The organism is Actinomadura pelletieri DSM 43383 (assembly GCF_003634705.1).
Taxonomy (GTDB): Bacteria; Actinomycetota; Actinomycetes; order Streptosporangiales; family Streptosporangiaceae; genus Spirillospora; species Spirillospora pelletieri.
This window is the reverse complement of record NZ_RBWU01000002.1, coordinates 975,502-991,685: the sequence shown is the minus strand read 5'-3', so window position 1 is coordinate 991,685 and position 16,184 is coordinate 975,502. Positions and strand designations below refer to the sequence as shown.

The following is a 16,184-nucleotide window of genomic DNA, read 5'->3' as shown; positions in this document are numbered from 1 at the left end:
TTCAGCCTCGGATTCCTCCGGCCAGCCCCCGGACGAACTGCCGCTGGGCGACGATGAAGACGCACAGCATCGGGAGAATGGCGATGGTCGCCCCCGCGAACACCAGATTCCACTGCGTGTAGTTCTCGTTGACGAACGAGTTCAGCGCGATCGGCAATGTTCCGATAGAACTGCCGCTCATGAAGATGAGCGCGAGGAAGAAGTCGTTCCACACGATCAAGCCGGACAGCATCGCCACCGTCGCGGTGATCGGACGCAGCAGCGGAATGACGACCTTGAAGAACGTGCGGAACATTCCGGCGCCGTCCACCTGTGCCGCCTCCTCGTATTCCGTGGGAAGGGCGCGGATGAAACCGACGTACAGGAACACCGCGAACGGGAGGATGCCCGCGGTGTGCAGGATGATGATCCCGTGGTACGTCGCCAGCAGCCCCAGGCTGCGCATCACGACGTAGATCGGTACGAGCCCGAGCGTGAGCGGCATGATGAAACCGATGACGAACAGCACGTAGAGTCCGTTGCTCACCTTGGACGTCCGTCTGGCGATCACGTAGGCCGTCAGCGACGACACCAGGACGAGGCCGACCACGCCGCCCACCGTGATGATCACGCTGTTGAGGAACGCGCGCCCCATGCCGCCGGTCGTCCCGCCGCTGGACCAGGCGTCGGAATAGTTGCCCCAGTTCGGATCGGCCAGTGGTGGGGTCAACGGTTCGAGTGTGAGGTCCTGGTCGCTTTTGAGAGAGATGATGATCAGGAAATAGAATGGCAGCGCGAAGAGCATCGCCGCCACGATCATGACCGTTTCGCGGACGAAGGACCGCCAGGTGTACCGGAAGGCACCCATCTCACATCCGCCTTTCCCGGCGTCGCTGGTACATCATGTTGGCGATGCCGAGGATCGAGATCAGCACGGTCATCACCATCGCGATGGACGCGCCGAAACCGAACCTGCCCTCGACGAACGTCTGCTGGTAGACCTGGGTCGCCAGGGTCTCGGTGGAGTACACGGGCCCGCCTCCCGTCAGCGCGAACACCTGGTCGAAGACCCGTAGCCCGGAGATCAGCATCAGCGTGGAGACGATGGTGAACGCGGGCGCCAGCAGCGGCAGCGTGATGCGGCGCAGCCGCATCCACATCCGCGCCCCGTCGATGACGGCCGCCTCCTCCAGTTCGTCGGGGACGCCCTGGAGCCCGGCAAGGTAAATGATCATCGCCTGGCCCGCGTGCTGCCAGACCATGACCACCAGCACGCACCAGATCGCCGTCGACGGATCGCCCAGCCATTCGTGGCGGAGCGAGCCGAGCCCGATCCCGCCGAGCATCCGGTTGATCGCGCCGTCGTAGGTGAACATGTACTGCCAGATGTAGGAGACGGCCAGGGGGCTGAGCACCGCGGGCGCGAAGAAGATCGTCCGGAGCAGGTTGCGGGACTTCAGCGTCCGGTTCAGCCCGAGGGCCAGCGCGAGGCCCACCAGATTGACGAGCACGAGATACGAGCCCGCCAGCACGAACGTGTGCGTCAGCGCGCCGCGCTGGACGTCCGAGCCCCAGATCTCACGGAAGTTCTCCAACCCGACGAACTCGGCGCTGTTGAAGCCGTCCCAGTCGGTGAACGCGTAGACGCCGCCCGCCAGCGGGGCGACGAAATGCATTCCGATGAGCAGGGCGATGCCCAGCATCGCCAGTGTCCAGGGCGGTTTGCGGGCGCCACCCGCCGGGCCGTCCGCCCGGCGCCGACGCCACCAGGGCGTGGACGCGGACGGTGGGAGTTCGGAACCCGGATTCGCGGCGGGTGGCGTGACGATCTCGTGGCTCATCTCGCGAGCCCTTCGTCCGGAGTCTGCTGTTCGGTGCTCTCTCGGTGGCTCTGTCGCCGATCGCGGAGGCGGACGGGAATCGAACCCGCCAGGCCCGGTGGTCCGGGCCTCCGCGGTTTTGAAGACCGGGCCGGTCACCAGACCGGATTCGCCTCCCAGGTGCTTCGTCGCGACCCGCGGAATTTCCTGGATCCAGGATCATATACGAAATCAGAAAAGTCAATAGAAAATAGAATATGTCTGATCTCGGAAACTTCGTTCAGCCGATCGTCCAGAGAAGGGCGCCGGCCAGCACGGCGCAGGCGGCCGTCGCGCCCGCCATGGCGATCGTGACGCGCCAGGACAGCGCCCGTCCCACCATGACGATCGACACCAGGCTCAGCGCGGGCAGCGCGATGAGCAGCGCCCCGGCGACCCCGGCGCCCACCCCGACCAGCGTCAGCCCCTGGACGATCGGTATCTCGCCGGCGGTGGGGATCACGACCAGCGTGCCGACGATCGCGGCGACGAGCACGGCGAGCGCGCCCCAGTCGGCGGCCGAGCCGTCCAGCGGGAAGAGCCAGCCGCGGAACATGCCGATCGCGAACACCACGACCAGGTACTCGGGCACCAGCGTGATTGACATACGCAGCAGCGCGCGCCCGAACCGGCGCGGGGCGTCGCGGAGCGCGACGTCGTCGTCCGCCTCCCGCGCGGCGGCGGGCAACGGGGCCCGCGCGTCGCGCGGCGCGAGCCGGCTCACCAGCGCGGTCACCACGAACACCAGCAGCGCGCCGACGGCGAGCCGGGTGAACGTCCACTGCCAGGGCGCCACGAAGGCCAGGAAGACCAGGACGGCCGGGTTGAGGGTCGGGTTGCCCACCCAGTAGGCGAGCGCCGCCGGGGTGGACGCGCCGCGCCGCCGCAGGGTGGTGACCACCGGCGCGGTGCAGCACGTGCACATCATGCTCGGCAGGGAGAGCAGCCCGCCGACGAACGAGTCACGGTAACGGCCGTGTCCCCTGCCGAGCACGCGCAGCAGCCACCGGCGCGTGACCAGCGCCTCCACCGCCGCCGCCACGGCCAGGCCGACGACCAGCGCCTTCCACACCGCGACGACATAGATCTCGGTGAACTCCCGGCCACCGGACAGCGAGGGGCCCGCGCCGGGGTCGCCCGCCTTGTCGAGGATCGAGCCGCCGGACCATGTGGGCGTGTCCAGCAGTCCGTCGATTTTCTGGGTGTACGGCCACCATTTCGCCCACAGGAGGCCCACCGCCGCCACCGCCGCGAAGAGCGTGAGCGCCGTCCAAGGGTTCCACCGACTCGAAGTCCGTACCGCGTCCCGACCGACCAACTGGTACCTCCCGGGGAGAGAGACTGTTCGCTCGGCGCACCCGCAAGAGCGGTGAAGTCTCAGCGCACCAGCAGGCTGTGTTCTCCGGCCTCGACCAGCTCTCCCACGACCGGCGCGCCCGGTACCTCGCCGGCGACCAGGAGCCCGCCGGACGTCTGCGCGTCGGCCAGCAACAGGCGGGTGTCCTCGTCCGCCGAGCCGAAGTCGGTGTGCGGCGCGACCCAGTCGAGGTTGCGCCTGGTCCCGCCGCTGACGAAGCCGTCGCGGACCGCCTCGCGGGCGCCGTCGACATAGGGGACGGCGGCGGCGTCGACCACCGCCGACACGCCCGACGCCCGCGCGAGCTTGTGCAGGTGGCCGAGGAGTCCGAATCCCGTCACGTCGGTCGCGCAGGTCGCGCCGACCTTCAGCGCCGCCTCGGCGGCGGCCCGGTTGAGTTCGGTCATCACGGCGACGGCCTGGTCGAACACTTCACCGGTGGCCTTGTGCCGATTGTTCAGCACCCCGAGCCCGAGAGGCTTGGTGAGCGACAGGGGCGTTCCCGCCCGCCCCCGGTCGTTGCGGAGCAGGCGCGCGGCCTCCGCGATCCCGGTGACCGCCATTCCGTACTTGGGTTCGGGGTCGTCCACGCTGTGGCCGCCGCCGAGATGGCACTCGGCGAGGGCGGCGACGTCCCGTCCGCCCCGCAGTACCTCGCGCGCGATGTCGAACGGCAGCACCTCCCGGGGCCAGGCCAGCAGGTTCACCGCCACCAGGGGGCGGCCGCCCATCGCGTACACGTCCGACAGCGCGTTGGCGGCGGCGATCCGTCCCCAGTCGTATGGATCGTCCACGACGGGGGTGAAGAAGTCGGCGGTCGCCACCACCGCCGTGTCACCGGAGATCCGCACGACGGCGGCGTCGTCGCCGGAGTCCAGCCCGACGAGCAGGTCGTTCCGATCGCCCGCGCCGTCCGCGCCGAGCCCGGCGACCACCTCCTCCAGTTCGCCGGGCGGAATCTTGCAGGCGCATCCGCCGCCGTGCGCGTACTGGGTGAGCCGCCGTACGTCGCGCATTGCCGACCCCACATCTTATGCAGGAAATATTCAATACAATTCGGAGCCTACAGCATTCGAGGCGTCGCTGACGGTGACGCCCTGTCTCCAGCGGAGCACAACCGGCCCCGCGCCGCAATGACGGGAGCAAGGGAGCGGCCCGGTCCCCCCCATGGGACCGGGCCGCGATGACGGAGGGCGGCGCGGCGTCTGGACCTGCCACACGCCCTCACCAGGTGTGTGTCAGGACGAGACGGCGCACTGACCGCGGTCGGCGCGGCGCGGGCCCTCGGCCGTCGGACGGATGTCGAAGTCGAAGATCTCGGTGGGCAGGTAGAGCGAGCAGCAGGCGTTCGGGATGTCGACGACACCGCTGACGCGTCCCTCGATCGGCGCGGCGCCGAGCAGCAGGTACGCCTGCTCGCCGCTGTAGCCGAACGTCTTGAGGTACTCGATGGCGTTGAGGCAGGCGTTGCGGTAGGCGATGGTGGCGTCGTTGTAGTAGTTGGTGTTGGAGTCGTGGTCGACCGAGATGCCGATGAACGACACGAACTCGGAGTAGCGCGGCTCCACGTTGCCGGGCATGAAGACCGGGTTGTTGGTGATGCCGTACTTCTCCATGCCGCCCTTGATGATGTCGACGTGGAAGTCGATGAACCCGCCCATCTCGATGGCGCCGCAGAAGGTGATCTCTCCGTCGCCCTGGCTGAAGTGCAGGTCACCGCCGGACAGCAGGCCGCCCGTGACATGCACCGGGTAGAACACGCGGGCGCCGCGCGTGAAGTTCTTGATGTCGTGGTTACCGCCGTTCTCGCGCGGCGGGACGGTACGGGCCCCCTCCGCGCCGACCTTCGCCAGGGCGTCCCCCGTGAGCGTCCCGGCGAGTGTCCCGTCCGGCAGGGGTGGCAGCGCGAGCGGCGGCACCCGGGTCGGGTCGGTGTCGATCAGTGCCTGTTCCCGGCTGTTCCACCGACCCAGCAGGTCAGGGGACGGGGCCGTGCCGAACAGCCCGGGGTGGGTGATGCCGGTGAACCGCACGCCGGGGATGTGGCGCGAGGTCGCCTGCTGACCGTGGAAGTCCCAGATGGCCTTGTAGGCGTCCGGGTAGTAGTCGGTGAGGAAGCCGCCACCGTTCTGCTTGGCGAAGATGCCGGTGTAACCCCATCCCTGCCCGGGCACCGACCCGGTCTCCTGCGGGACTGGGCCGATGTCGAGGATGTCGACGACGAGGAGGTCGCCGGGCTCGGCGCCCTCGACGGCGATGGGTCCGCTCAGCATGTGGCAGGGCGCGAGGTTCACGTCGCGCACGTCGTTGGCCGAGTCGTTGTTGCCGATCTGGCCGTCGGTCCACTCGCGGCACTCGACGCGGAACTCCGATCCCGGACGCACGGTCGCCGCCGCCGGGATGTCCGGGTGCCACCGGTTGTGGCCGGGCACGTCCTGATCCTTCATCGAACGGGCCTGGTCGACACTGAACACGACTTCGGGCATGAGTCCTCCCAGAGATTGGTGCCTTGGACTTGTCGGAATTGCGGGTTCTCGGGATTTGCGCGGGCCGCGCGGGCGCCGGAGCGCGACGCCCGGCGCGGCGGGCGGTCAGGGACCGGTGGCAGGTTGGCCGGGCGCGGGGGTCCCGCCGCGTCCGGGACGCGACAGGGGCCACAGCGCGACGGCGAGGACCACGACGCAGACCGCCAGGGTCACGGCGAACCAGGTGTCCGTCGTGTAGTTGTCGGTGAGCAGCAGGAACGCCGGCATCGTGACCGTGCCCAGCGCGTTGACGAGGGTCATCCATCCCGTGTACGAGGTCAGTTCCTCACGACCGAGTCCGAAGAGGAGGAAGTACAGGAACCACAGGTACGACCAGGAGAGCCAGATGACCCCGAACGGAGGATCGTCCACGTCGAAGAAGTTGATGAGCGCGAAGATGATTGCGGAGAAGGACACGAACAGCGAGAACCAGCCGACGCCGGTGTTGTCGAGACCGGCCAGCAGGCCGATGCCGACGTACAGATAGGTGAAGCCGAAGAGGTAGATGCCCGCCGCCGCGCTGATCAACTTCACGTCGGTTCCCGCGGCGACCAGCAGCAGTGTGGGCAGGATGACCTGCATCGCGCCCACGAACAGGTTGATGGGTGCGGCCGCACGCGCATCGACGCGTCCGAGCAGCATCATCGCGTTGACGAAGAGAACCGCGCCGACGTAGAGCAGGCCCACGCTTCCCATGAGATCCCCCTAAGGCCGTGGCAACAGCGCGTGGCGCGGATCGGACGGCGGCGCCGGACTGCGTCGCGCCGGAGGGGGCGCGGTCACCACCTGTGGCTCGTGCCGGCTCGCCTGCTGGGCGTCGAGCGCCCGGGTCAGCGGGGCGCCGGGACGGGTGAGAGCCGGCGCGGTGAACACACGGCGGGCCGTGCCTTCGCACTGCGCGCAGCGCTGTTCGGGTCGTGCCTCGCCCATCGGCAGCGTGAGGTCGAACGGTCCGCACTGGGCGCAGCGGTACTGATAAGTCACCATGACGGGCCTCCCGGCCACCTGGTCTCTTACTTTCTGAGAAAAGTATTTCTTCCGGAAGCATCCGTCAATGACGTGTTGCTGGACCTTCCCGATCCGTGTGCGCTAAACCTCCGCCTGCCGAGGATTCGGAGGTGGGGGGTCGAACCGCCCACGGCACCGGGGCTGGCGGCGTTCCCCGACGTCCGACCGCAGGTCGACGGCGACCGGGGACCGAGTGCGAAACTCGGTCCGGATGTGGCCACGGCCGGTGCTCCGGCAGGCGTCAGCTGGAGTGACGCGCCCGCCGGAGCACCGGCCATGGAGGTCGTTCGACTCGCTAAGTACTGTCTGCGTAAAGATTTCAGCCCGATGCCGGCTTGACGTTCAGTCGATCGGACGCGGCATGATCGGCAGTGTGATCGACGACGGGTACTCGGGGTCGTGGTGGATCGTCTGGTCGGCGGTCCTGGTCCGGTGGTCGGTGCCGAACTCGTGACCGGTGTTCGGGTTGCGGTCGAACATCGGGAAGTTGCTGCTGGAGATCTCCAGCCGGATGCGGTGGCCCGCCTTGAACACGTTGCTGGTCGGCCACAGCTTGATCGTGTACTTGTAGACCTTGCCGGGACGGATCAGCGACGGCTTCTCCAGCGAGACGCGGTACCGGGCCCGCTGGATCCCGTGGCGGACCAGCATCGAACTTCCGTCCGGGTGGACGTCGGTGAGCTTCGCCGTCCAGTCGGTGTCGCGGGCCGAGGACGACGCGTACAGCGTCACCGAGATCGGCCCCGTGACCTCGGTGTCCTGCTGCAACGCCGGGGTGTTGTAGACCAGGACGTCCGGCCGCTGTTCGATGATCCGCTGGTCGTGGGGGCCGCCGGGCACCGAGGCCTGGAACCGTCCGCCGAAACTCGGCACCGGGTCGTCCGGGTCGTACCGGTAGCGGTCGGGTTCCTCCCGCCCCGCGGGCGGGCTGGTGCTGAGCGTGCCGCCGCCGGTGATGGTGTTCGCGTCGCCGTTGCTGTGTAGGTAGTACTTCGTGTACGCGGTGCCGGGGATCGGCCAGCTGTCGGACGTGCGCCACCGGTTCGCGCCCATCACGAAGATCTTGACGGCGGGATCCTTGTCGACCCCGTTGCGGGCGCCCTTGAGCCAGTGGTCGAACCAGCGGAGCTGGACCTCCTCGATCGACACGACGGCGTCGGGACCGAAGTCGACCGCGCCCGTCCTGCGGCCGGAGCCGCCGTGCGTCCACGGTCCGATCAGCATCTTCGTGCCCTGCCGGGCCGTCTTCGTGCCGCCCTTGGCGCGCATTCCGGCGAAGTTCTCGACCGTGCCGTCGAGGAAGATGTCGTACCAGCCGCCGTAGTTCAGCGACGGCACCTGGACCTGCGGGTACCGGTCACGGATCGCCCAGCGCTTCCAGTAGGAGTCGTAGCTGGGGTGCTTGATCCAGTCGTAGAAGTACGGCGCTACGCGCTCGTCCTTCGGGTACAGCGGCGGGAACTTCCTCAGCGGCAGGTACCGGTACCACTCGCGGAACAGGTCCCGTGACGCCTGGTTCATCTCCGCGCTCAGCTTCTCGCCGTCGGGCAGCCGGTCGACCGCGCTGTTGGCGAGGGAGGTCAGCGGCCACGACTGGGTGAACGACTGGTACAGGGCCCCGCCCTCGTACGTCCAGCCGTCGTAGATGTCGGACGAGGTGAACGCCGGCACGATGGTGACGAGATGCGGCGGCCGGAGCGTGGCCGGGAGCCACTGCGTCAGCCCGGGATAGGAGAAGCCGTACATGCCGACCTTGCCGTTCGAGTGCGGCAACCGCGCGGCCCACTCGATGGTGTCGTACCCGTCGGTGGCCTCGTCGCGGTAGGCGTAGAAGGTTCCGTCCGACTTGTACTGGCCGCGGACGTCCTGCACCACGACCAGGTAACACGCCTTGGCGTAGAAGTCGGGGTCGGCGTAGAAGATGTTCTCCGCCCGCTCCTTGTTGTACGGCAGCCGCATCAGGATGACGGGGAAGTCGTCGTCCCCCTTCGGGGTGAACACGTTGGACCGCAGGACGGTCCCGTCCCGCATCGTGGTGGGGACGTCCTTCCGGACGGTGAACTCGCAGCGGTCGCCGTTCGTCCCGGCGCTGTTCGCGGCGCTCGCCCCGGGGACGGCCGCCGCGCCGGCCAGTACCACCGCGGCGGCCCCGAGGGACACCCGCCGTCTCGTCATGCGCCGTCTCGTTCTCATCGCCGCTCCCCTTCGATCGAGCATCGGACGTCGTCGGGCGGAGCATCACATGATCACGCCGGGTGGTCAGGGGGCCCGGCCGGTCACTGCGGTGAACCGCCGACACGACGCGTCGAGCAACCCCGGGCCCTGCGGCGAATGGTTCGAAACACACGATGAACAGGAGACTTTGCGCCGAATGTCGCACTCTGCTGTGCCTGGTGGGGCGGGTGGGGAACCTGCGAGGAACACCGACCGCCGGTCGCAGAGATCCGACCGCTCATCGACCCCACACGCCGGTCGCCGCGCGATCAAGGCCGCTGGCCGATCGCGGCGCCGGGGAACTCTGTGCGGCCCCACACGACCATTTTAATCTTCGGTTCATCCGTGATCACGATGGGTGTGCGCACCATCCGGAAAATCAACGGCGCCACCGTAGTCGCCGTCCGCAAGCCAACGATCCCGGCGCCTTTCCGTGCTCCCGACGGCGTCTCCACTTCCCCGCGAGTTTTTCCCTTTCCCGCGAGAGAGAAGGTCGGTATGGAGCCGAAGAAACTGCGATGGCCCGCCTTGGTCGTGGCGGCCGTGGCGGCGTTGACGTTCACCTCCCCGGCGTCCGCGGCGCGTGTATCGCCGCGCTCGGCGCCGCTCGCCGCGCCGGAGTCCGGGGCGCCCGAGTGCGCGCCGGGCACCACGGTCCGGACGGACAAGGGCGCCGTCTGCGGAACGGTCACCGGCGGCGTCACGTCCTGGCTCGGGATCCGGTACGCCGCCCCGCCGGTCGGTGACCTGCGCTGGGCGCCGCCCGCGCCCGCACGCCCCTGGACCTCGACGTTCCCGGCCACCGAGCGGGGCGCCAACTGCCCGCAGGCGGACGGTCTCGGCTCCGGATCGACCATCGAGGACTGTCTCAACCTGAACGTCCGGGCGCCGGAGAACGCCGGCTCGAAGCGGCTGCCGGTCATGGTGCAGATCCACGGCGGTGGGTTCCGGTTCGGCACCCCCGCCGACGGCAGCCACCTCGTCCGGTCCGGGAACGTCATCTCGGTGGAGGTTCATTACCGCCTCGGCATCTTCGGATTCATGGCGCACCGGGACCTCGGCCGGAACTCGGGGAACTACGCGTTCCAGGACCAGCAGGCGGCACTGCGCTGGGTGCAGCGGAATATCGCCCGATTCGGCGGCGACCCGCGAAACGTGACCATTTTCGGCGCTTCCGCCGGCGGGTCGAGCGTCTGCGCCAACGCCGTCTCCCCCACCGCCAAGGGACTTTTCCACAAGGGAATCGTGCAGAGCGGCGAGTACAACTCGCTGCTGGGCACGAACACGTCCTGGCAGCCGCAGGACTGCAAGTCCGAACTGCCCACCGCGAAGGAGGCGCACCGCACCGGTGACCGCTTCGCCGCGGCGGTCGGCTGCGGCGACGCCGCCGACACCGCCGCCTGCCTGCGCAAGGTGCCGGTGAAGACGCTGCTGGACAAGTCCGGTGACGGGATGGGCCCCGACCAGGGCACGATCGCGCCGATCGTCGACGGAAAGACCCTGACGATGTCCCCGGCGAAGGCGTTCGCCACCGGCCGCGTCAATGACGTCACGCTCATGCACGGCGTTGACCGCGACGAGACCCAGCTCGCCTCCGCCGACACCCCCGACGACTACCGGAGGCTGGTGCGGCAGCAGTACGGGCGGTACGCGGACCAGGTGTTCGCCCGCTACCCGCTGGAGCGCTTCCCGACGCCCTCGGCGTTCATCGCCTACCGGACGATCGTGGCCGACTCCAACTCCGTCTGCCCGTCCCTGCTCAACCACAGGCGAATGTCGCGCCACATCCCGGTGTACGCCTACCAGTCCGACAACGCCGACGCCCCGCCGGCGACCTGGCTCGACCAGACCAAACCGAACGGGGCCTACCACGTCCTGCTGAACCAGTTCCTTTCGCCGCGCCCAGGGCAGCAACTGACCCCGAACCAGCAGGCGTTCGGCGCGCAGATCACCGCCCAGTGGACCGGCTTCGCCCGTACCGGAGACCCGACCGTCGAGGGCGCGCCGCTGTGGCCCCGGTTCACCCGCCACAACCCGGACGTGATGTCCCTGGCCCCGGCCGGTGACAGCCAGCTGACCAGGGAGATCGGCCGCCAGCACCACTGCGGCTTCTGGGACCGCCTCACCCCGTACAACGACTGACGCGCATCCCGCTCGGGGCGCCCGACCCCACCGCCGGGCGCCCCGACGGGCCGCCGCAGGGGCGTTCAGGCGGTCTTCTTCGCCACGCCGCCCCATGCGTCCACGGCCACGGACAGGCCAAGGGGGGCGGGGTCCGGACGCCACCGGTCGAGCCGCACGACGCCGGGCTCCACCGGTTCCAGACCGTCCAGGAAACGGGTGATCTGAACCGGGCTGCGCAGGTGGTAGGGGACGGACCCGCCCTCGTTGTACAGGCGGGTGGCCTCGACATAGGCGTAGTCGGTGTTCGTACCGTCGTAGACGGCGACGAGACTCCCCACGGGAAGCGCGGCCTTGAGCCGGTCGACGACCGAGCGGGCCTGCTCGTCGTCCTCGGTGATGGGCAGGTGCCCGAGGACGCCCATCAGCATCAGCGCGATCGGACGGTCGAAGTCGAGCTTCGTCCGCGCGATGTCGAGAATGGCCCGCGGTTCGTTCAGATCGGCGTCGACATAGTCGGTGCCCGCCACGTCGTTGCTGGTCAGCAGGGCGCGCGCATGGGCGAGGACCAGGGGGTCGTTGTCGACGTAGACGATGCGGCTGTCGGGCGCCTCGCGCTGGGCGACCTCATGGGTGTTGTCATGGCTCGGCAGTCCCGTGCCGATATCGAGAAACTGGCGAATTCCCTCTTCTCCCGCCAGATAGCGGACGATACGGGAGATGAAGTAACGCGAGACCCGTGCCATGTCCCGGATGCCCGGATAGATCGCGGCGAACTGCTCCCCGGCCTCCTGGTCGATGGGGTAGTTGTCCTTGCCGCCCATCCAGTAGTTCCAGATGCGGGCGGAGTGCGGCACGGACGTGTCGATCCCCGCCATGAGATCTTTCTCGGCATCCCGCCAGGAGTACGAGGCATCGCCGGAACCCATCACGACCTCCATCGGTGCGGCCCCGCTGCCTTCCACTCGGTGAAGCGCAGGGCGCGCTTCACGGAAAAAGTTTCTGCGGACAGGAAATCAGTCCATCGACCACCGGACAACCCGCTGCGCGGTCAGTGCTCCGTGCGAAGACGGCGCAGCATGTCACGGCTCTGCTCGGGAGTTGCGGCCTCGATTTTGAGCCGGTCCAGAACCTGACCGAAACAGAATCGGTCCTCGGGGTCGATGAGGTAGTCGGCGCTGCCGAGATGTTCCAGATAGATCACATCGGGAAGTTCCGCCGCGGCGAACCGCAGCGCGGTGATCGGGCCGCCCGCCGCCGCGTATCCGCCACTGGCCAGCGGCATCACCTGGATGCTGACGTTGGGATGGCGGGAGACCTCCAGCAGATGGTCCAGTTGGGCGCGCATGGTCTCGGCGCCCCCGTGGTCGCGGTGCAGCACCGTCTCGTCCAGGATCGCGCACAGCCGCGGCGGGTTCGGCCCCGACAGCCGCTGCTGCCGCCGCGTCCGGAGCCCGACCCGGCGCCTCATCTGCGCCTCGGGGGATGTTCCGTACTCGTACGCGATGACCGCCCTGGCGTAGGCGGGCGTCTGGAGCAGTCCGGGGACGAACTGGGGCTCGTAGCACCAGATCACCCGTGCCGCCTGCTCCAGTTCCAGGTAGGGCGCCACCCAGGGGGCGACGACGTCCCGGTAGTCACGGCGCCACCAGCCGGCCGTCCCGAAACGCCGCGTCAACGCGTCGAGGGCTTCGTCCGGGCCGGGGCCACCGCGCGGGGCCCGGGCACCGGCCGCGACCGGAAGCCTCGCGAGGCGCGCCCTCGCGCGCCGGGCCGCACCGGCCGCCGCGGCCTCCTCCTCCACCTCGGCATCGGCCGCGTTCGGGGGCGCTCCGTCGAACCGCCGCAACGCCTCGTCGTACGTGGCCTTCCACTCGTCCAGGGTGCCGAGGGTGTCGGGGTCCCTTCCGTTGCGGGCCGCGATCGCGCGAAGGACGATCACATAGGAGGCCACCCACGACCATTGGGGCAACCTCTTCCTCTGGTGGTTCAGGATGCCCTGGAGCGTGGAGGTCGCCAGTCTCCGTACCGCCAGACCCCCCACCGGAGTGGCGAACTTCCGGGACAGCGCCTCCACCTCCTGAAGGCTGGGCGGGCCCGCCTTGATCCAAGTGTCGTTGAGCCGGTCGATGAAGCGACGGAGAATGACCGCTCGGTCATTACCAGATGTTTTCATGATCCGTTCACCCCGGCCGAATTAATGATCTTCAACGGACGGCACGCTCCGCCACTCATCCGCCGCAACACCGGCGAACCGTACACATTTCACATGCTTCCACATAGGCCCAAGCCCCAACAAATGCCGTAGGGACAAGCCGGACAAATATGACAACCGCCATTATGTAGCCGGGTTTCCCTATCACCAGCGATCTTCGCTGGGGAAGGCGTCCCAACTCATCCCAATCGGTATGCAGGTGTGGGGAACACCGCCACAGTGGTATCCGCGCGCCATTCCGGTGCAGAAGAACCGAGGGAGGAGAATCCCACATGCTCGACCTGTCGCCGCCCCGGCCTCTCGAGCCGTCGTGGTCGCCGTACAGGACGCTGGTCGCCGTCGACATCGTCGACTTCGGCCGGCGCTGCCCCGACACCGCGTCCCAGCGGCGGGAGCGCCGCGAGCTGTACGGCATGCTCCGCGCGGCGTTCGACCTGGCCGGGGTGTCCTGGGCGACCTGCGACCATGGGGACCGCGGTGACGGGGTCCTGGTCGTCGCGCCGCCCGGTGTCGATCCCGTCGCGTTCCTCGGCCGGCTGGGGCACAACCTGACGGTCGCGCTGCGGCGGCACAACGGGCCGGCCGGCGACGGCGACAGGTTGCGGCTGCGGGTGGCCGTCCACCACGGCGACGTGGAACGGGACGCCTACGGCGTCTTCGGCTCGGCCGCCATCTTCCTCTACCGCCTGCTGGACGCGGACGCGTTCCGGGAGGTCCTGCGGGCGTCGGACGCCGACCTCGGCCTGATCACGTCCGACTCGCTGCACTCCGACGCGGTGCTGCGCGGCGGCGGTCCCGTCCCGCCCTCCGCATACCGGAGGCTCTGGGTGAGCCGCAAGGAGGTCAGGGACGTCCGGGCCTGGCTCTGGCTGTCATCCGGCCTGGTCAGCGGGCTGGAAGATCGATAAGTTGGGGGTATGCGGTTCGCGATCTCCATCCCCCAGGACCTGGACGACGGCGAGTTCGACCCGGCGGCCTTCCGCGCCTTCCTCCGGCGGGCCGAGGAGCTCGGCTTCGACGGCGCCTGGACGCAGGAGCAGGTTCTCGGGACGGCCGCGCGGTCGAGCCCGCTGGAGACCCTGACCTACGCCGCCGCCTGCACCGAACGGCTCCGGCTGGGCTGCGCGGTGTTCGTCACCCCGCGACACAACCCCGTCCACCTGGCCAAGAGCCTGAGCACGCTGGACCAGCTCAGCCGGGGCCGCGTCGACGTCGGCATCGGTATCGGCGCCCGTGACCGGTCGCTGTCGGCGTTCGGCGCCGAACCGGACGAACTCGTCGCCCGGCTCACCGAGGGACTCGACCTGATGAAGGCGTGCTGGACGCGTCCCCGCATCACCTTCGACGGACGGTTCTGGCGGCTCGACGACGCGGCGATGGAACCCAAGCCGTTCCAGAAGCCGCATCCGCCGGTCTGGTTCGGCGCCCGCCACCCGAACGCGCTGCGGCGCGCGGTGCGGCTCGGCGACGGGTTCTTCGGCGCGGGGTCGGCGACGACCGCGCAGTTCGCCGAGCAGGTGGGCGTCGTCCGGGAGGCGCTCGCGGAACAGGGACGGGACGCCGCCGACTTCTCGATCGCCAAACGCGTCTACATCGGGGTGGACGACGACGAGGCCCGCGCCTGGAAGAGGGGGGCCGACACCCTGGAGCGGTTCTACGGACGGAGCGATCTCACCCCGGTCGCCGTCTGCGGATCCGCGGACGCGTGCGTGGCGGGGGTTCGCGAGGTGGTCGACGCGGGCGCCGAGATGGTCCTGTTCACTCCGCTGTTCGACGACGCGGAGCAGATGGAGCGGCTCGCCGCCGAGGTCATGCCCCACCTGACCTGACACGGGCTGTTCGACCCGCTCGTATTGGCGGGGCCGGGGAGCCCTCGAACGGGATCGGGCTCCCCGGTTTCTCAGGCGGTCGTTACCGCGAGTGCCTGCGCAGGAACTTGCGCAGGGTGGGGTTGTAGACGTCCGAACGCTCCCAGTGCGGCGCGTGACCGCACTCGTTCGCGACGACCGTGGTGACATTACGGAAATGGCTCGCCATGATGCGCTGCACCGACGGCGGGCTGTAGAGGTCGCCGTCGCCCCACAGCAGTAGGGTGGGCACCCTCAGCCGCTCCACGTCCGCCCAGGTGGGCTTGGTGGCGTACGGCTGCCCGACGTCGCTGTGCGAGGCCCGGTCATGGATCGCGTCCCAGGCCGCCATGCCCGCCGGGTTGATCGCCCGGTAGGTGGGCCCCAGCTCGATGAAGCTGGCCGGCATGTCGCCGAAGCCCTGGGGCCGGAGCCGCCGGAGCATGTCGACGTAGTCCTGGTTCGTCACGCTCGTCAGGCTGCCGCTGATCGAAAGGCTGAGCAGCTTCTCCTCGTGCAGCAGCGCGTAGTCGAGCGCGACTCCGCCGCCGTACGCGACGCCGACGAGGTGGAACTTGTCGATGCGAAGGAACTTGACCAGCGAGTGCAGGTCCTCCGCGCCGGTTCCCGGGTTGTCCGGGTCCGCCGCGCTCGACTTGTACTTGCTGCGCATCGACCAGCCGATGACGCGGTAGCCCGCCTTGGCGAAGTAGGGCTGCTGGTACGGCCAAATCTCGCCGCTGCCGCTTCCGGGGTGCATCAGGATAATCGGGGTGCCGCGGCCCCCGGTGTCCCAGTACCACAGGCGCCCGCCGGGCACCGGCACGTAGCCCTCCTTGGCCGGGACCTGCTTCGGGATCGGAATGATGGGCAGCGGCGAGTCGGTGCGCGGGTCGCCGGCGAGGGCCGTCCCGCCACCGGCGACGAATGTCGCACCGCTGGCCGCGAGCAGGGTGGCACCTCCTAGAAGTCCTCTTCGCCCGATTCTAGGGCCGGACGCCGTCCGCGTGTCCGTGTCGTTCGTCCTCACTCAAGACCTCCCAGATCCTGATGTCGGCT

Annotated in this window: 14 protein-coding genes and 1 tRNA gene; 3 read left to right on the top strand and 12 right to left on the bottom strand. The window is 69.0% G+C overall.

Features of this window, described 5'->3' with window-relative positions; translation table 11 throughout:
• Position 1 precedes the first annotated feature (1 nt).
• The 9 genes from BZB76_RS11340 to BZB76_RS11300 form a co-directional block, all read right to left on the bottom strand.
• Positions 2–847 carry a carbohydrate ABC transporter permease gene (locus BZB76_RS11340; RefSeq protein WP_121434216.1) on the bottom strand — a complete coding sequence of 282 codons (846 nt, stop codon included), beginning with the start codon at positions 845–847 and terminating at the stop codon, positions 2–4.
• Between the two features lies 1 nt (position 848).
• A complete protein-coding gene (locus BZB76_RS11335) occupies positions 849–1,820 on the bottom strand; it encodes a carbohydrate ABC transporter permease (protein WP_121434215.1) in 972 nt (323 codons plus the stop codon).
• Between the two features lie 63 nt (positions 1,821–1,883).
• A tRNA-Sec gene (locus tag BZB76_RS11330) sits at positions 1,884–1,976 on the bottom strand.
• A gap of 103 nt (positions 1,977–2,079) precedes the next feature.
• Entirely contained in the window at positions 2,080–3,084 is a 1,005-nt protein-coding gene (locus BZB76_RS11325) for a permease (RefSeq protein ID WP_211342943.1), read from the bottom strand.
• Positions 3,085–3,215: 131 nt separating this feature from the next.
• Positions 3,216–4,211 carry a selenide, water dikinase SelD gene (selD, locus tag BZB76_RS11320; RefSeq protein ID WP_121434213.1) on the bottom strand — a complete coding sequence of 332 codons (996 nt, stop codon included), beginning with the start codon at positions 4,209–4,211 and terminating at the stop codon, positions 3,216–3,218.
• Positions 4,212–4,433: 222 nt separating this feature from the next.
• Positions 4,434–5,681: a formamidase gene (gene fmdA, locus BZB76_RS11315; RefSeq protein WP_121434212.1), complete on the bottom strand. Its 1,248-nt coding sequence runs from the start codon at positions 5,679–5,681 to the stop codon at positions 4,434–4,436.
• 105 nt (positions 5,682–5,786) lie between these two features.
• Positions 5,787–6,416 (bottom strand): AmiS/UreI family transporter, encoded by a 630-nt coding sequence (locus BZB76_RS11310; RefSeq protein ID WP_121434211.1) that lies wholly within the window; start codon positions 6,414–6,416, stop codon positions 5,787–5,789.
• Positions 6,417–6,425: 9 nt separating this feature from the next.
• On the bottom strand, positions 6,426–6,707 hold the full coding sequence (locus tag BZB76_RS11305; protein ID WP_121434210.1) for an FmdB family zinc ribbon protein: 282 nt from the start codon (positions 6,705–6,707) through the stop codon (positions 6,426–6,428).
• 363 nt (positions 6,708–7,070) lie between these two features.
• The gene (locus BZB76_RS11300; protein WP_211342942.1) at positions 7,071–8,903 is read right to left on the bottom strand and encodes a CocE/NonD family hydrolase; all 1,833 of its coding nucleotides are present in this window, start codon (positions 8,901–8,903) and stop codon (positions 7,071–7,073) included.
• Between the two features lie 537 nt (positions 8,904–9,440).
• On the opposite strand from BZB76_RS11300, the gene BZB76_RS11295 reads away from it, so the two are divergent.
• Entirely contained in the window at positions 9,441–11,084 is a 1,644-nt protein-coding gene (locus BZB76_RS11295; RefSeq protein WP_121434209.1) for a carboxylesterase/lipase family protein, read from the top strand.
• A gap of 65 nt (positions 11,085–11,149) precedes the next feature.
• Here the strand turns inward: BZB76_RS11295 and BZB76_RS11290 are convergent, their stop codons facing one another.
• Together BZB76_RS11290 and BZB76_RS11285 are read right to left on the bottom strand one after the other, a co-directional pair.
• Positions 11,150–11,992, bottom strand: coding sequence for an SAM-dependent methyltransferase (locus BZB76_RS11290; protein WP_121434645.1), 843 nt, complete (start codon positions 11,990–11,992; stop codon positions 11,150–11,152).
• A 122-nt stretch (positions 11,993–12,114) separates the two neighbouring features.
• Complete coding sequence (locus tag BZB76_RS11285) at positions 12,115–13,239, bottom strand: DUF5753 domain-containing protein (protein WP_147449406.1); 1,125 nt, start codon at positions 13,237–13,239, stop codon at positions 12,115–12,117.
• Positions 13,240–13,550: 311 nt separating this feature from the next.
• On the opposite strand from BZB76_RS11285, the gene BZB76_RS11280 reads away from it, so the two are divergent.
• Positions 13,551–14,186 carry a nucleotidyl cyclase domain-containing protein gene (locus tag BZB76_RS11280; protein WP_121434207.1) on the top strand — a complete coding sequence of 212 codons (636 nt, stop codon included), beginning with the start codon at positions 13,551–13,553 and terminating at the stop codon, positions 14,184–14,186.
• A 9-nt stretch (positions 14,187–14,195) separates the two neighbouring features.
• A complete protein-coding gene (locus BZB76_RS11275) occupies positions 14,196–15,107 on the top strand; it encodes an LLM class flavin-dependent oxidoreductase (RefSeq protein ID WP_121434206.1) in 912 nt (303 codons plus the stop codon).
• Positions 15,108–15,189: 82 nt separating this feature from the next.
• On the opposite strand, the gene BZB76_RS11270 is transcribed toward BZB76_RS11275, so the two are convergent.
• The gene (locus BZB76_RS11270) at positions 15,190–16,155 is read right to left on the bottom strand and encodes an alpha/beta fold hydrolase (protein ID WP_211342941.1); all 966 of its coding nucleotides are present in this window, start codon (positions 16,153–16,155) and stop codon (positions 15,190–15,192) included.
• Positions 16,156–16,184: the final 29 nt, after the last annotated feature.

Bases quoted from the DNA above. Each gene is read 5' to 3' on its own strand.
- BZB76_RS11340 (WP_121434216.1), bottom strand. From the start codon at position 847: ATGGGTGCCTTCCGGTACACCTGGCGGTCCTTCGTCCGCGAAACGGTC.
- BZB76_RS11335 (WP_121434215.1), bottom strand. From the start codon at position 1,820: ATGAGCCACGAGATCGTCACGCCACCCGCCGCGAATCCGGGTTCCGAA.
- selD (WP_121434213.1), bottom strand. From the start codon at position 4,211: ATGCGCGACGTACGGCGGCTCACCCAGTACGCGCACGGCGGCGGATGC.
- fmdA (WP_121434212.1), bottom strand. From the start codon at position 5,681: ATGCCCGAAGTCGTGTTCAGTGTCGACCAGGCCCGTTCGATGAAGGAT.
- BZB76_RS11310 (WP_121434211.1), bottom strand. From the start codon at position 6,416: ATGGGAAGCGTGGGCCTGCTCTACGTCGGCGCGGTTCTCTTCGTCAAC.
- BZB76_RS11305 (WP_121434210.1), bottom strand. From the start codon at position 6,707: ATGGTGACTTATCAGTACCGCTGCGCCCAGTGCGGACCGTTCGACCTC.
- BZB76_RS11300 (WP_211342942.1), bottom strand. From the start codon at position 8,903: ATGACGAGACGGCGGGTGTCCCTCGGGGCCGCCGCGGTGGTACTGGCC.
- BZB76_RS11295 (WP_121434209.1), top strand. From the start codon at position 9,441: ATGGAGCCGAAGAAACTGCGATGGCCCGCCTTGGTCGTGGCGGCCGTG.
- BZB76_RS11290 (WP_121434645.1), bottom strand. From the start codon at position 11,992: ATGGGTTCCGGCGATGCCTCGTACTCCTGGCGGGATGCCGAGAAAGAT.
- BZB76_RS11285 (WP_147449406.1), bottom strand. From the start codon at position 13,239: ATGAAAACATCTGGTAATGACCGAGCGGTCATTCTCCGTCGCTTCATC.
- BZB76_RS11280 (WP_121434207.1), top strand. From the start codon at position 13,551: ATGCTCGACCTGTCGCCGCCCCGGCCTCTCGAGCCGTCGTGGTCGCCG.
- BZB76_RS11275 (WP_121434206.1), top strand. From the start codon at position 14,196: ATGCGGTTCGCGATCTCCATCCCCCAGGACCTGGACGACGGCGAGTTC.